The 13,285-nt window shown below is 71.2% G+C and carries 18 protein-coding genes; 7 read left to right on the top strand and 11 right to left on the bottom strand.

Annotation, left to right across the window (positions count from 1 at the left end; genetic code table 11):
* The 3 genes from QOL99_RS09460 to QOL99_RS09450 all read right to left on the bottom strand — a co-directional run.
* Positions 1 to 366 (bottom strand): P1 family peptidase (locus QOL99_RS09460; RefSeq protein WP_285523289.1); only part of this gene is annotated, 366 nt, incomplete at its 3' end.
* A 96-nt stretch (positions 367 to 462) separates the two neighbouring features.
* Positions 463 to 1,131, bottom strand: coding sequence for a response regulator transcription factor (locus tag QOL99_RS09455; RefSeq protein WP_104991656.1), 669 nt, complete (start codon positions 1,129 to 1,131; stop codon positions 463 to 465).
* Between the two features lie 276 nt (positions 1,132 to 1,407).
* A complete protein-coding gene (locus QOL99_RS09450) occupies positions 1,408 to 1,698 on the bottom strand; it encodes a hypothetical protein (protein ID WP_285523286.1) in 291 nt (96 codons plus the stop codon).
* 154 nt (positions 1,699 to 1,852) lie between these two features.
* Between QOL99_RS09450 and QOL99_RS09445 the strand changes: the two genes are divergently transcribed.
* From QOL99_RS09445 to QOL99_RS09425, 5 genes are all read left to right on the top strand, one after another.
* Positions 1,853 to 2,764: an alpha/beta fold hydrolase gene (locus QOL99_RS09445; protein WP_285523284.1), complete on the top strand. Its 912-nt coding sequence runs from the start codon at positions 1,853 to 1,855 to the stop codon at positions 2,762 to 2,764.
* Between the two features lie 55 nt (positions 2,765 to 2,819).
* Positions 2,820 to 3,113 (top strand): hypothetical protein, encoded by a 294-nt coding sequence (locus tag QOL99_RS09440; RefSeq protein WP_285523282.1) that lies wholly within the window; start codon positions 2,820 to 2,822, stop codon positions 3,111 to 3,113.
* Between the two features lie 96 nt (positions 3,114 to 3,209).
* Complete coding sequence (locus tag QOL99_RS09435; protein WP_285523280.1) at positions 3,210 to 4,247, top strand: sugar phosphate nucleotidyltransferase; 1,038 nt, start codon at positions 3,210 to 3,212, stop codon at positions 4,245 to 4,247.
* Positions 4,248 to 4,281: 34 nt separating this feature from the next.
* The gene (locus tag QOL99_RS09430; RefSeq protein ID WP_285523279.1) at positions 4,282 to 4,461 is read left to right on the top strand and encodes a hypothetical protein; all 180 of its coding nucleotides are present in this window, start codon (positions 4,282 to 4,284) and stop codon (positions 4,459 to 4,461) included.
* Positions 4,462 to 4,514: 53 nt separating this feature from the next.
* Positions 4,515 to 5,219 (top strand): IclR family transcriptional regulator, encoded by a 705-nt coding sequence (locus QOL99_RS09425; protein ID WP_285523277.1) that lies wholly within the window; start codon positions 4,515 to 4,517, stop codon positions 5,217 to 5,219.
* On the opposite strand, the gene QOL99_RS09420 is transcribed toward QOL99_RS09425, so the two are convergent.
* The 3 genes from QOL99_RS09420 to QOL99_RS09410 all read right to left on the bottom strand — a co-directional run bounded on the left by QOL99_RS09420 (position 5,216) and on the right by QOL99_RS09410 (position 7,539).
* On the bottom strand, positions 5,216 to 5,464 hold the full coding sequence (locus tag QOL99_RS09420; protein WP_285523275.1) for a hypothetical protein: 249 nt from the start codon (positions 5,462 to 5,464) through the stop codon (positions 5,216 to 5,218). The two genes, QOL99_RS09425 and QOL99_RS09420, sit on opposite strands and share 4 nt — an antisense overlap.
* Positions 5,461 to 5,994, bottom strand: a complete 534-nt coding sequence (locus QOL99_RS09415) for a GNAT family N-acetyltransferase (RefSeq protein ID WP_285523273.1) — start codon at positions 5,992 to 5,994, stop codon at positions 5,461 to 5,463. The genes QOL99_RS09420 and QOL99_RS09415 overlap by 4 nt, the downstream gene beginning before the upstream one ends.
* A gap of 684 nt (positions 5,995 to 6,678) precedes the next feature.
* On the bottom strand, positions 6,679 to 7,539 hold the full coding sequence (locus QOL99_RS09410) for a sulfurtransferase (protein WP_285523271.1): 861 nt from the start codon (positions 7,537 to 7,539) through the stop codon (positions 6,679 to 6,681).
* A 108-nt stretch (positions 7,540 to 7,647) separates the two neighbouring features.
* On the opposite strand from QOL99_RS09410, the gene QOL99_RS09405 reads away from it, so the two are divergent.
* Positions 7,648 to 8,094 (top strand): SufE family protein, encoded by a 447-nt coding sequence (locus tag QOL99_RS09405; protein ID WP_285523269.1) that lies wholly within the window; start codon positions 7,648 to 7,650, stop codon positions 8,092 to 8,094.
* A 127-nt stretch (positions 8,095 to 8,221) separates the two neighbouring features.
* On the opposite strand, the gene rdgB is transcribed toward QOL99_RS09405, so the two are convergent.
* Entirely contained in the window at positions 8,222 to 8,821 is a 600-nt protein-coding gene (gene rdgB, locus QOL99_RS09400) for an RdgB/HAM1 family non-canonical purine NTP pyrophosphatase (protein WP_285523292.1), read from the bottom strand.
* A gap of 131 nt (positions 8,822 to 8,952) precedes the next feature.
* Between rdgB and QOL99_RS09395 the strand changes: the two genes are divergently transcribed.
* Entirely contained in the window at positions 8,953 to 10,035 is a 1,083-nt protein-coding gene (locus QOL99_RS09395; RefSeq protein WP_285523267.1) for a GGDEF domain-containing protein, read from the top strand.
* 23 nt (positions 10,036 to 10,058) lie between these two features.
* On the opposite strand, the gene QOL99_RS09390 is transcribed toward QOL99_RS09395, so the two are convergent.
* From QOL99_RS09390 to QOL99_RS09375, 4 genes are all read right to left on the bottom strand, one after another.
* Entirely contained in the window at positions 10,059 to 10,739 is a 681-nt protein-coding gene (locus QOL99_RS09390; protein WP_285523265.1) for a hypothetical protein, read from the bottom strand.
* Positions 10,740 to 10,754: 15 nt separating this feature from the next.
* Positions 10,755 to 11,690, bottom strand: a complete 936-nt coding sequence (locus tag QOL99_RS09385; RefSeq protein ID WP_285523264.1) for a magnesium transporter CorA family protein — start codon at positions 11,688 to 11,690, stop codon at positions 10,755 to 10,757.
* A gap of 274 nt (positions 11,691 to 11,964) precedes the next feature.
* Positions 11,965 to 12,201, bottom strand: a complete 237-nt coding sequence (locus QOL99_RS09380; protein WP_285523262.1) for a ferredoxin — start codon at positions 12,199 to 12,201, stop codon at positions 11,965 to 11,967.
* Positions 12,202 to 12,305: 104 nt separating this feature from the next.
* Positions 12,306 to 13,157, bottom strand: a complete 852-nt coding sequence (locus tag QOL99_RS09375; protein ID WP_285523259.1) for an NTP transferase domain-containing protein — start codon at positions 13,155 to 13,157, stop codon at positions 12,306 to 12,308.
* Positions 13,158 to 13,285 lie beyond the last annotated feature (128 nt).

Raw genomic sequence — 13,285 nt, 5'->3', positions numbered from 1 at the left:
CCGCGCCCCCGGGTCGCCCACGCCGAGGTCGTACACGACCGCCGCCGGAACGAGGGGCACCCGCGCCCAGGGCGTCTCGTGGCCGATGCCGCGCTCCTCCAGCACCCGCACCACGCCGGACGCCGCCGCGAGGCCAAAGGCGCTGCCGCCCGTCAGCAAGAGGGCGTGGACGCGCTCGACCTTCTTCTCCGGCGAGAGCAGCACCCCTTCCCGCGTGCCGGGGCTGGGGCCGAGAAAGGACGCCGAGGCCACCGCGCCCGCGTCCGGGCAGAGGATCACCGTGCAGCCGGTCAGCCCGACAGGGTCGGTCCAGTGGCCCACGCGGAAACCGGGAATGGCGGTCAGGGTCGTGTTGGGAGGGGTCACGCGGGTATTGGACCACTCCGGAGCGGCCCACACACGAAAAGCCCCCGGCAGAAGCTCCGGGGACTTGGTCGCTGGCGGCTGGACGCTGACCGCTCCCTACGGCGTCTTCAGCGCGTACCCGATCCCGCGCACGGTCCGGATGATCCCGTAGCCGTCGAGGTCGCGCAGCTTGGCGCGCATGTTTGCCATATGCACGTCCACCACGTTGGAATTGCTGGGCAGTTCGCCGTTCCAGACCTCGCGCTCGATCTCCTGCCGCGAGTAGACGCGCCCCGGCTGCCGGGCCAGAAAGGTCAGCAGGTCGAATTCCTTGGGCGAGAGGCGGACCTCGTGGCCGTTGTAGTGGCACAGCCGCTTCTGGGGGTGGATTTCCAGCGCCCCGATAGAGATGACCTCGCCGTGTTGCTGATGGCGCAATTGCACCTTGACGCGGGCGACGAGTTCTTCCGGGTGAAAGGGCTTGGTCATGTAGTCGTCGGCGCCCGCCTCGAGCAGGTTCACCTTGCGGTCGACCGCGTCCATCGCCGTCAGGATGATGATGGGCACGCTGCTGGTCTTGCGCAGCCGCCGGGCGATCTCGGCGCCGTCGAAGTCGGGCAGGCCGAGGTCGAGAATCACGAGTTCAGGACTGTTCTCGCGGGCACTGGTCAGGCCCGTGACCCCGTCGGGGGCAGTCAGGACCTTGTATCCGGCCTGTTCGAGTTCGTACTGAACGACGCGGGTGATGTCGGGGTTGTCTTCGATCAGGAGAATGCGCTGTTCCATGGTGGGATGCCCTTTGTCTCCGGCCTGAGGCCGCGGTGCGGTCGGGGGTGGGAGGAAGGCTGCCCTGCCGGTGTGCATTTTCTGACAGCCCCTGGTTAAGGGCCATCGTAGGGGCGGCCACGGGGCCACCGGGTGACCGGGGCGGTTTACGGTCCCTTAACGCCGGGTCAGCTCAGGGCGCCGCGGGTCACATGACGGGGAGCTGAGACGGCCCCCGAAGCTCACCACTCCTGCCCCGACGTCCTTTGACCTGCGGTGTCCCTGGCCCTGCTGTCTCTAACCCTGCCCGGGCACGCGCACCGAGTCCACCTGGACCCCGTGGCGCAGCAGCACGGTCTTGAGGCGCTGCATCGCCGCCACCGCCCGGGTGCGCTCGGCGGGGGCGAACACCAGCGTCAGGCGGGCCTCCTGGCCGGGGCGGGGTTCCTGCGCCTGCACCGCGAGCGGCCGGGCAAAGGCGGGGTCGCGGGTCAGGTCCCGCAGAATCTGCGCGAAGGTCAGTTCGTCCACGCCGCCCAGCGTGAAGGCGATCCCCTGCACCGGGGCGGGAGTCCGGGAATCGGTCATATGCCCGCCAGGGTAGCGGGCCCTTCCCGTGCCGGGCGGGGCACGCGGCACAATGCCCGGCTCCACAGGCACAGTGCCCGGCCCCACAGGCACAGTGCCCGGCCCCAGGCCCGGCCCCAGGACGCCGCCGCCAGCCCCCACCTACAATGCCCGCATGACCTGGTCAGGCGATCCCACTTCCACGCGGCTCAACGGCGCCGACCTGTATTTCGAGGTGACAGGGCCCGAAGAGAGCAGCCAGCCGCCGCTGGTGTTCTTGCATGGCGGCCCCGGCTACAACAGCTATTCCTTTCAGGACCTGTTCGGCGAGCGGCTGGAGGGAAGGCGGGTGGTGTACCTCGACCAGCGCGGCTCGGGGCGCAGCGGGGCGCTGGAAGACACCGAGCAGGGCGCGGGCACGCTCGACCTCGACACCCTCGTCGCGGACGTGGAGGCCCTGCGCGAGCACCTCGGATTCGAGCAGATCGTGCCGCTGGGCCACGGCTTCGGAGCGCTGCCCGCGCTGGAGTACGCCCGGCGGCACCCGGCCCGCACCGCCCGCGTGGTGGTCGTCAATCCCTGGGTGCATTTCCCCGAACTCGCGCTGACCCTGCTCTCGGAAGCCTCAGCGCGGCGCGGGCAGCCCCTCGACGACCCGGCCCCGGACCTGCGGGCCCGCACCCCGGAGGGCGAGTACCCGGCGGTGGGCGCGGCGCGGATCGAGGCGGCCTTCTCGCTGTTCAATGCCCGCGACCTGCTCAATGCGCTGCAGTTCCGGGACGCCCCCAGCCGGATGCGCCTGGAATTCATCGACGCGGAAGGCCAGCTCGTGGGCGGCGGCGAGGTGCAGCAGGCGCTCGTCAACCAGGGGCTGTGGGAGTTCGAGTACCCGCCCTTCTTGCAGGAGTTGCGCCGCCCGGTCTTCGTGATCGCCGGGGTCCACGACCGCACCAGCTACCCCGAGCAGGTCGGGTGGCTGGCCGACCTCGCGGACGCCGACGTGACGGTGCTGGATGCCGGGCACTACCCCTGGCTCGACGACGAGGACGCCTTTGCCGAGGCGCTGGAGGAGGCGCTGACCCGGTAGGGGGCACTGAGGGCACGGCCTATCGTCCCGCTCGGAAAAACCAGAGGTGACCATGATGAAACTCGTTCTCCTGGCCGCCTTTCTCGGCATCGCGTCTGGAGTCGTCCCCTCACCGAATCACATCAGCCTCTGCGACCCCTCCTTTCAGATCGGGGGGAAGTGCATCAACCTCGTGACCGGCTGGGGGTGGCCCACCGCGTTTATCACGGACAACGCTGCCGTTTCCGTCCAGGGGAGTGTCGGCACCGACGATTCCTTCCGCCTTGGAAATCTGCTGGTCAACATCCTCTTCTTCTACGGCGTGCTCAGCCTGGCGGTCGGCCTGGGCAAGCAGGTGGGAAGCCGGTAGGCCCGGAACACGTCCCAGTTCCCTCGTCTAAGGGGAGCGTGACCTCCCCTTCTCCCCGCCCGCTCACAGCAAACCCGCTAGACTGGCTTCACCCTTATGAAAGCCGTGATTCTGGCCGCCGGGCGTGGTCGCCGCCTGTTGCCGCTCAGCGCGGGGCGACCCAAACCCGCCCTATCCATCGCGGGGGTCTCCCTGTTGGCGCGGGGGGTGCGGGCGCTGCGGGAGGCGGGCATCGGGGAGATCGCCGTGGTCACGAGCCCCGCGCACGAGGCCGAGTTGCGCGAGGCCACCCGCCGCGAAGGTCCGCTGACCTTTGTGCACCAGCACGAGCCGCGCGGCACCGGGCACGCGGCGCTCGCCGCCCGTGACTTCCTGGGGGGCGGGGCGGGGGTGGTGTACCTGGGCGACAACCTCTTCGCGGACCCGCTCGGCCCGCTGCTCGCCGCGCTGGACGGGGCCGACGCGGTGCTGGCGGTCAAGCAGGTGCCCGACCCCCGCGCCTACGGGGTGGCGACGGTGCGGGAAGGCTGGCTGACCGGGCTGCACGAGAAACCCGCCGAGCCGCTCAGCGACCTGGCCGCCTGCGGGGTCTTCGCCTTTCAGCCGCACGTGCTCGACGAGGTGGGGCAACTGGAGGCCAGCGAGCGCGGCGAGATCGAGTTTCCGCAGGCCCTGGCGCGGGTCGTCGCGGGGGGCGGGCGGGTCCGGGCCGTCTCGCTGGGCGGCTACTGGGCCGATGCGGGCACGCCCCATGACCTGCTGACGGCGGGGGCGCATATCCTCGGCAGCCTCTCGCCCCGGGTGGACGGCGAGGTCGCGGGCGGCACGCTCCGGGGCGCGGTCGTGGTGGAAACGGGAGCCGAGGTCCACGGCTCGCACCTGACCGGCCCGGTGTGGATCGGCCCCGGCGCCCGCGTGCGCGGCTGCGTGCTGGGGCCGAACGTGAGCGTGGGACCCGGCGCGAGACTGGAGGGAGCCACCGTGCGCGACTCCCTGATCGACGAGCAGGCACGGGTGCTGCATCCCTCGCGGCCCCTCACGCACGCGGTGATCGGGCGGCGGGCCACGGTGACGGCGCCGACCGGGGACGGGGTGCAGCTCGCGCTGGGCGATCACAGCGTGCTGCGGGTGTAAGGCCGGGGGCTCCGGGGCCGTCGTACCCTGGGACATGACCCGCCCTCCCGCCGAGCCGTCTCCCCTCCTGCCGCCCACCGCCGAGGGCGAGATCGTCATCAGCGGAGTGGACACCGGCCCCGCCGACGCCGAGCGCGGGAACCTCACGCCCACCGAGGACCACGCCCGCTTCCAGCCCCCGGAGGAGCGCGAGCCGGAGGACGAGGACGGCTGAATCCCGCCGCGCCCCACATGGTCAAAGTCTCCACGTCCCTGTAAGCTGGACGGGTGCTCTCCCTTCAGAAAGCGGCCAGCATCCTGGGGGCCTTTAGCGCCGAGCAGCCCGAGTGGGGGGTGCGGGCGCTCGCGGCGCATCTGGGGGTGCCCCGGGCCACGGCCCACGCCTACCTCGCCGGGCTGACCGGGGCGGGCTTCTTGCGGCGGACCCCGGCGGGGCGCTACCGGCTGTCGTGGCACATCGCGGAGATGGGGGCGCACCTCACCTCGGCGCTGCCGTGGTTTCCGGACGCCCGCGCCCTGATCACCCGGCTGGCGCTGGAGGTCCGCTCGGTGGCCTTCCTGTGCATTCTGGAGGGCGAGGAGGTCGTGTGCGCGATCCGTGAGCGCCACCCCGACGCCGATATCGACCTGCCGCTGGACATCTACCTTCCGGCGACCGCCACGGCGAGCGGCAAGATTCTGTATGCCTACGGCGACGTGCAGCCGCGCGAGTTCGCCGCCTGCACGCAAAGCAGCATCACCACCCCCGACGAGTGGCGCACCGAACTCGCGCGGGTGCGGCGGCGGGGCTACGCCTACTCCATCGAGGAATGGATTCCGGGCCAGTGCACCCTGGGGGTGCCCTCCCACCACGGCGGGCAGGTCGTCGCCGCTATCGGCGTGCAGATGAGTGCGGGCCGCTACCTGCGCGAGGAACGGGCCATCCGCGAGCGTGTGCTGGGGATCGTGCGCGAGGCCGAGGGCCCGGCCTAACCGTTCTCGCCGCGCATCGCCATCAGGTCCAGTTCCCAGGCGAGTTGCTTCAGCGCGGCCGGGCTCACGCCGGGCAGCATTCCGGCGAGGGCGGCGGCTTCCTCCAGCGTCCCGGCCCACAGGTCGGGACCGGTGGGCAGGACGCGCACCCGCACCCGCCCGTCGGTCATCACGTCCACCCGCAGGCCGCGCCCCGCCTCGTCGCCCGGGATGTTCAGCAGGGGCCGCCGAATCTCGTCCGTCATGGGGAGAGCGCAGCCCAGTCGGCCCGCTCCAGCGCGTACCACAGGGTCGGCACCTGCTCGCCCCGGTATCCGTCCGGCCCACCTGTGCCCGTCTCGCGGAAGCCCAGCCGCCGCATCAGCGCGTGCGAGGGCAGGTTGGGCTGATGGACCTCGGCGGTCACGGTCTGCAGGCCGAGGTCGCCAAAGGCGTGCGCGAGCAAAAGCCCTCCCGCCCGCGTGCCCACGCCCCGGCCCCACAGCGCCCGCTCCCCGAGGGCGATGCCGAACTCGCCCGACAGGGCGCTCAGGTCCGCGAGGTCCACGTAGCCGACGAGTCGCCCGCCGTACTCCACGCCCAGCCTGCGGAAGTTCGGGGCGCCTCCCGTGATGATGCCCTGCCAGTGCCGCCGCACCACCCGCCCCGCCAGACCGGGCGTCCAGCCCGCCGCGCGGCAGAACTCGGCGTCGGCCCCCCAGCGCACGGCGGCTTCCTCGTCGCCGGGGCGCAGGGGGCGCAGGGTGAGGGGTTCCTGGGCGGTATGGGGCGGCATCTCGCCCACAGAAGAGCACAGCCGGTGGGGTTGCTCAGGTCTTGTCCCCGAAGCTCCAGATTTCGAGGTCGTCCACCGAGTCGCTGACCTTTTTCAGGCTGGCGAGGTCCTCGCGGCTGGCCTGCTGCGGCATGGCCCCGCCCCCAGCCGGACGCCCCACGGCCCCCGCCATCACGTCGGCGGGGACGGCGGCCAGCATGGAGGCGAGCTGCTTCGGCNAGTCGCTGACCTTTTTCAGGCTGGCGAGGTCCTCGCGGCTGGCCTGCTGCGGCATGGCCCCGCCCCCAGCCGGACGCCCCACGGCCCCCGCCATCACGTCGGCGGGGACGGCGGCCAGCATGGAGGCGAGCTGCTTCGGCGTGGCGTCGAGCAGCGCGTCGGACAGCACCTCGTCGGGCACGTCGGCGCTGATGCGGGCGCGGGCGGCGGCGACGGCGGCGGGGTCCACCTCGGGGCGGACGGCGACTTCCTCGTCGAGGCCCGCCGTGCCGGGAGGCCGGGGCGCCGCCGAGGAGCGGGAGCGCCGGGCCAGCAGCAGGGCAGCCACGGCAACGGCCACGAGCACGAACAGCAGGAACGTCATGCTCCCACCCTAACGGCCCGGCCCCGGCCCGCGCTTCCCCTGACCGGAGGGGAGAGGCGCGGCGCCGGGGCCGCAGGACTTCATGCTGTGGGGGTGCGGGCTCAGGCCTCCGAGTACGTCTTCTCGATGGGCAGGCCCACCGCGTTGCCCCACTCGGTCCACGAGCCGTCGTAGTTGCGGACCCGGGGGTAACCCAGCAGCTCGCGCAGCACGAACCAGCTGTGGCTACTTCTCTCGGCGATGCGGCAGTAGGCGATCACGTCCTTGTCGGGGGTCACGCCCTCGGCCTCGTACAGGGCCTTGAGCTCGTCCGCGCTCCTGAAGGTGCCGTCCTCATTGGTGGCCCGCGCCCAGGGGATGTTGGCCGCGCCGGGGATGTGGCCGCCGCGCAGCACCCCTTCCTGCGGGTAGTTGGGCATGTGGGTGACCTTGCCCGAGAACTCGTCGGGGCTGCGGACATCCACCATCGCGCCCTGACCCGCGCGAACGGCCTCGATGTGGGCCTTGACCTCGTCGCGGTAGGCCCGCAGGCTCTCGTCACGGCGCAGGGCGGGGTACTCGGTCGGCCCGAAGGAAGGCGCGTCGGTCGTCAGCTCGCGGCCCTCCGCGACCCACTTCTGGCGCCCGCCGTTCATCAGCTTGAGGTTCTGGACGCCGTTGTAGCTCAGGAACCAGTAGGCGTAGGCCGCCCACCAGTTGCTCTTGTCGCCGTACAGGACGATCTGGTCATCCGGCTTGATCCCGAGCCGACCCAGCAACGCCGACAGCTCCTCGGCGCTGATGAATTCGCGCTCCTGGGGATGCCAGAAGTCGCCCTGCCAGTCGATCTTCACGGCGCCGGGGATGTGCCCGGTCTCGTACAGCAAGATGTCCTCGTCCACTTCCACGAGGCGAATCCCTTCGCGGTTCAGGTTCTCGGCGACCCACTCGGTGCTCACCAGCACGTCTTTTGCATAGTCCATCGCTGACCTCCAGGAGTGATTCTAGGCGACTCGCCCAATGGTTGACCAAAAGGGTCAACTGAGTGACCCTCACCATACCGCGCCCGGTGGGGGGGGTACAGTGGCCGCATGACCGACGCGGCCCCCCTCCCCGAGAAGCTCCAGAGCATCGTGAGCCTGTTCAAGTCTGCGCCCAAGCCGCTGCGCCTCCAGGCCCTGCTGGAATACAGCAAGAAGCTCCCGCCCCTGCCCGAGAAGTACGTCGAGCACCCCGAGTTCCTGCAGCCGGTGCCCGAATGCGCCAGCCCCTTTTTCCTGGTGACCGAGCAGGCCGAGGGCGGCGGCGTGAACCTGTACTTCAAGGTGCCGGAGGAAGCCCCCACCGTGCGCGGCTACGCGGGCATCCTGCACGAGGCGCTCAACGGCGAGTCGCCCGAGACGATCCTGAACATCCCGGACCAGTTCTACATGGACATGGGCCTGACCGAACTGATCACGCCGATGCGCCTGCGCGGGATGGGCGCGATCCTGATGCGGCTGAAGAACGAGGTGCGGGAGGGAGCGGCGGGCGCGTAGCTCGTGGCTCGCCGATCGCCGAGGGGTGAGGTGAGAGGCGAGGGAGGTGGAAGACGTGCGGAACGTCTCCCACCTCCCTCTTTTCCTGCTTTCCCTCTTTTCCTGACCGCCTCTTTTCCCGGCCAGGCTACTCCGCCCGGTTGACCTCGCGCGGCGGGGGCCCATCACGGTGCGCCTCCCGCAGGGCGGCCAGCGCCCGCCCCCGGTGGCTGATGGCCTGCTTGTCCTCCAGGGTCATCTCGGCGAGGCTGCGGGTCTCGCCGTCGGGCACGAAGAGGGGGTCGTAGCCGAAGCCGCCGTCGCCGCGCGGACCTTCCAGCAGCGTGCCGGGCAGCTCGCCCCGGTAGCTTTCCACGTGGCCGTCGGGGTAGGCCAGTACGATCACCGAGACGAATTTGGCCCGGCGGGTGGGGGCCCGGCGCAACTGCTCCAGCAGGTAGAGGTTGCGCTCCAGATCGCTGCCCCGGTTGCCGAAGCGGGCGGAGTAGACGCCGGGCTGCCCGCCCAGGGCCTCGACCTCCAGCCCCGAGTCGTCGGCCAGGGCGGGAAGGCGGGTGCTCAGCGAGGCGGCGCAGGCTTTCAGGGCCGCGTTCTCCTCGTAGGTGGCGCCCGTCTCCTCGGGGAGGGGCCGCCCGCCGAGGCCCTCCAGGGTCCACCCCAGGTCCGACAGGGCCGCGCCGATCTCGCGCACCTTGCCCGCGTTCCCGGTCGCCACGACCACCCGCATCCCCTGTCCATTTCCACCCGCGTCACTCGTCACCCGCCGAGTCTAGAGCCTGGGGAGGCTGCAATACACCGGTAAGACCCCGTCCCCATACTGGGAAGGGAGGTGAGAAAGTCCCGCTTCCCGGAGGCTGCATGTCCAGTCAAAAGGCGCCCCTCGTGCGGTACCAGCACCTTGTTCAGGTGCTCGCGGCGCTGGCCCGCAGCAGCCACGCGCCCGAGGCGGTCGTGCGGACGGTGCACCAGCAGGCGGGAGGGCTGTTTCCCGCGCAGATCACCCTGCTCGCGCTGCTGGAGCCGGGGGGCGACTGGCGCTGGGAGCTGTACGAGGGCGAGCGCCGCCTGACCCAGCGGCTTCCCTTCTACCCCGACGGCATCCTGGAAACGGTGATGCGGGAAGGCCCCCTGCTGATCGGCGACATCGACGCTTACCTGGACACCCATCCCCACCGCGCCCGCCGGGTGGTGTCCGAGGACCAGACGCTGCTCGACCTGCGGGCGGAGGACGTTCCGCTGCCGCCCCCACGCCCCACCCTGTCCATGCTGTTCGTGCCGCTGGAGGTCCGGGGAGAGCCCGCCGGGGTGCTGTCGATGCAGAGCTATGACTGGGACGCCTTTGACAGCACCGATCTGGAATTCCTGGGCCTGCTGGCCCAGCACGTGTCCATCGCGCTGGAGAATGCCGCGCTGCGCGAGGACCTCGAGCGGGCCAGCCTCAGCGATCCGCTGACCGGACTGGCCAACCGCCGCGCCTTTGGCCGCGCCGTGGCCGGGGCGCTGGCCGACCTTCAGCGGGGCGAGTCTGCCCCCACCCTGGTCGTGATGGACGTGCACAAGTTCAAGACCTACAACGACACCCTGGGCCACAACGCCGGGGACGACGTGCTGCGCCGGGTAGCCGAGGTTCTGCGGGAGGTCACGGGCACCCAGGGCACCGCCTACCGTCTGGGCGGCGACGAGTTCGCCCTGCTGCTGCGGCGTCCACCGGGGGAACTCGCCGCCCTTGTCCGCCGGGTCGGGGCGGCCCTGGCCGCGGCCCCCTGGCCGCCGGGGGTGGAGGGGGTGCGCCTTCAGGGAGGCGCGGTGCAGGCTGGCCCCGGCATGACCCCGCGCGAGTGGCTCTCCCAGGCCGACGCCCGGCTGTACCGGGCCAAGCGGCGCGTTGGGGACCGGACTGAAGCGAACTGGGGCTGGGGACTCGATCTCGGGGAAGGGTGATCGGGAAAGGGTGAGGCCCGGCCTCAAGCCACCCCCACCTCGGCCCGCACCCGCCAGCGCTCCTCGCCCTCCCGCTTCTCGAAGAGGGCCACCGAGCGGAAGGTCTGGGTGTGGTGGGGGGCCGTCAGCGCCTCCAGCCGGGCCCGCAAGCCCGCCGGGTCCCCACCGCCGTAGGGCTGCACCAGCGTGAAGTGCGGCTGCCAGGAGTCCAGCCCGCGTGGGGTGTGCAGCAGCGCCATCCGCGCCTGCTCGGAGGCGGGCGAGGTGGGCGTGACCTTGTCCGCGAAGGGCGAGGCCGTGACAAACCGTGAGAGCCGCGCCAGCAAGAGCGTGTGCAGCACCAGCAGCGGCGCGTTCGCCTCCAGCCGGTGCACCCACGTCTCCCCGCCGTCCCAGACCTCCACCCGCCCGCCGGTCAGGGTCAGCACGGCCCCCGGCGAGAGGCAGGCGACGCAGGCCCGCAGCTCGGCCTCGATCCCAGGCCACAGGGCGGGGTCGGTGAAAAAGCCCTCCACCAGCGTCAGGTGAACGCCGTAGGGCCCGGCGTCGGCCTGATCCTCCGGGCGCAGGAACTCCGGCAGCGGCCGCGCCCGGCCCGCCCGCACGTCGTACCCCAGCAGGTCGCTCCCCGCCTCGTAGCAGGGGTCGCCTGCCGGGGGGCAGAGGTAGACGGCGAAGCGGGTGCCGCGGCGGGGGTCAGGCATGGGGGACCACGGCGCTCACCACAGGTCCCGGCGCCGGAAGAACCACGCCATCGTCCCCGCCACGAGCGCCATGACTCCCAGCGCCAGGGCGTACCCGTAGCGCCAGGACAGCTCGGGCATCCGCTCGAAGTTCATGCCCCAGATGCCCGCCATGAAGGTCAGCGGCAGGAAGATGGCCGACACCACGGTCAGCGTCTTGACCACCTGGTTGACGTTGTTGTTGATGATCGCGGCAAAGGCCCCCGCCATGCTCGTCAGGATGTTGCTGGCGATAGACGCCATCTCGATGGCCTGCAGGTTCTCGATCAGCACGTCGTCGAGCAGTTCGGAGTCTTCCTCGTACATCTCGAAGATGCGGTCGCGCTTGACCCGTTCCATCATCGCCTCGTTCGCCTTGAGGCCGGTGATGAAGTACACCAGGCTCTTTTCGAGCTTCAGCAGGTCCAGCAGTTCGCGGTTGCGGGTGGCCGTCTCCATGCGGTCCTCGATGGCGTCGACCCGCTTGTTGATCTGGCGCACGTCGATCAGAAACCGCTGGGCGTTGCGCAGGAACAGTTGCAGGGTCAGGCGGTTTTTCTTGGCCGTGCTGACCCGCCGCACCAGCCCGTTGACCACGTCGTTCACGACCGGATTCTCGGTGGCGCACACGGTCACGACGCAGTGGTCGGTGTGCAGGATGCCCAGCGGCACGGTGTCGTAGGGAATGTCGCTGTCCTCGCCCAGCCGGTAACTCGTCTGCATGATGATCAGCAGGTGGCTGTCCTCGCGCTCGAAGCGCGACCGCTCGTCGGGGTCGAGGGGATAGCTGAGGTAGTCGAGCTCGAGGCCGGTCTCGCGGCTCACGCGGGCGAGTTCCTCGGCGCTGGGCGCGACGGCGTGAATCCAGCAGCCGTCGGTGTAGGACTCGGCAAGCTGCAGCTGGCCGCCGATGCTGCGGTAGTAGGTCAGCATGGGGGCCCGCCGCAGGGGTCAGGATGGGGGCAGAACATGGCGCGTCCTCCGGGGGTGGGATGCGTGAGGCCGGAGCGGAGGGCCGCCGGGACCGGCCCGCCTGGAACCTGCCAGCCTGGGACTGGGCGGGTCGTGATCGGTCTGGGGGTCGGGAGTCACGTCATCACCTCCTTTCGGGCAGCGCCGGGGGCACCGGGCGCCATGCTAGCAGCGCGGCTGCCGCCAGCCAAAAGCCCCGGCACGGGGACCGGGGCCTGGAGTGAGGCGGGCAAACTTACAAACCGAAAAAGACCCGGTTCTTGACGATGAACTCGGTCTCCCCGGCGGGCACGTCTTCCTCGGGGAAGATGGCGCTGACCGGGCAGGCGGGCACGCAGGCGCCGCAGTCGATGCACTCGTCGGGGTGGATCAGGAACATCTCGCCCGCGTCGTAGATGCACTCCACGGGGCAAACTTCGGTGCAGGCGTTGTCCTTGACGCCGATGCAGGGGCTGACGATCACGTGAGGCATGGGGGACAGTATGCATGCGCCCACGGGGGGCCGCAAGGCGGGAACACCCCGAGCTCTCCTCCAGGATTTCCCGACCTGCACGCCGAAAAACCCGACTGATGCCGTCAGGATTGCCCGGTGTGTCCCCCCCCGCGCCCCCCGGTGCGGCCCGGGTCTGCGCCTCCCGGGTGCTGCTCGGTCAGGTGCCGCTCGGCCAGCGCGAGGTCGGCGTCCTTGTCCACGTCGGTGCCGATGGCCGCGTGCCCGGTGATCAGGGCGCGGGCCTTGACACCCAGGATGGCGCTGACCCGTTCTTCCAGCTCGGGCACGGTCAGGCGGCGGGTCAGCAGCCGCACGAGCACGCCGGGGCCGATCAGCGCGGCGAGGCGCAGGGGAGCTTTGCGGGCGCCCAGCACCTCGCGCAGCCGGGGCAGGAACTCGCCCACCAGCCGGGGATCGAGCAGGAACACGTTGCCGCCGGTAAAGCTACCCTCGCGCAGCCGGGCGTAGGTGCGCTGCACGCCGGGAAAGGCCGCCTCGCACTCCCGGCGGGGAACGACCGGGTAGACGAGGGCGGCGTCGGCGGGGGCGGTGTCCAGCACGTCCGTCAGGTGTGCGGCCGTGACCAGCGGGATATCGGCGGTCGCCACGATCACCCGCTCGCCCCGCCCCAGTCCCCGCGCGGTGAGGGCCTCCACGCCCGCTTCGAGGTTGCTCAGCAGGGTGCCGTGGTCGGTGACGCGCTCGTCGATCAGGGCGTTCATCTCGGGGGTGGTCGGGCCGACATAGGCGATCCGACCGACCCGACCGCTGCCGCGCAGGGCCCGCAACACGTGCAGCGCCATGGGCTCGCCCGCCACCGGAATCAGCCCCTTGACGCCCACCCCGTGCGCCGCCGCGAAGGGGTCGCCGGGGTCCCCGCCCCCCAGCACGACGGCGCTCCACGGCCCGGCGGAGCTTGCCTGCTCATGACTCATGCGGGAGAGGGTAGCACCCCACCCGGCAAGCGGGCCGGAAGGTGCAGGGTGGCCGTGAACCCCCCGCCGGGGGCACCCGAGAGCCGCAACTCGCCCCCGTGCACCTCCGCCGCGCGGCGGGCCAGCGC

It is taken from the genome of Deinococcus rhizophilus (assembly GCF_030271215.1).
GTDB classification, from domain to species: Bacteria; Deinococcota; Deinococci; order Deinococcales; family Deinococcaceae; genus Deinococcus; species Deinococcus rhizophilus.
This window is presented reverse-complemented; position numbering and strand designations above follow the sequence as displayed.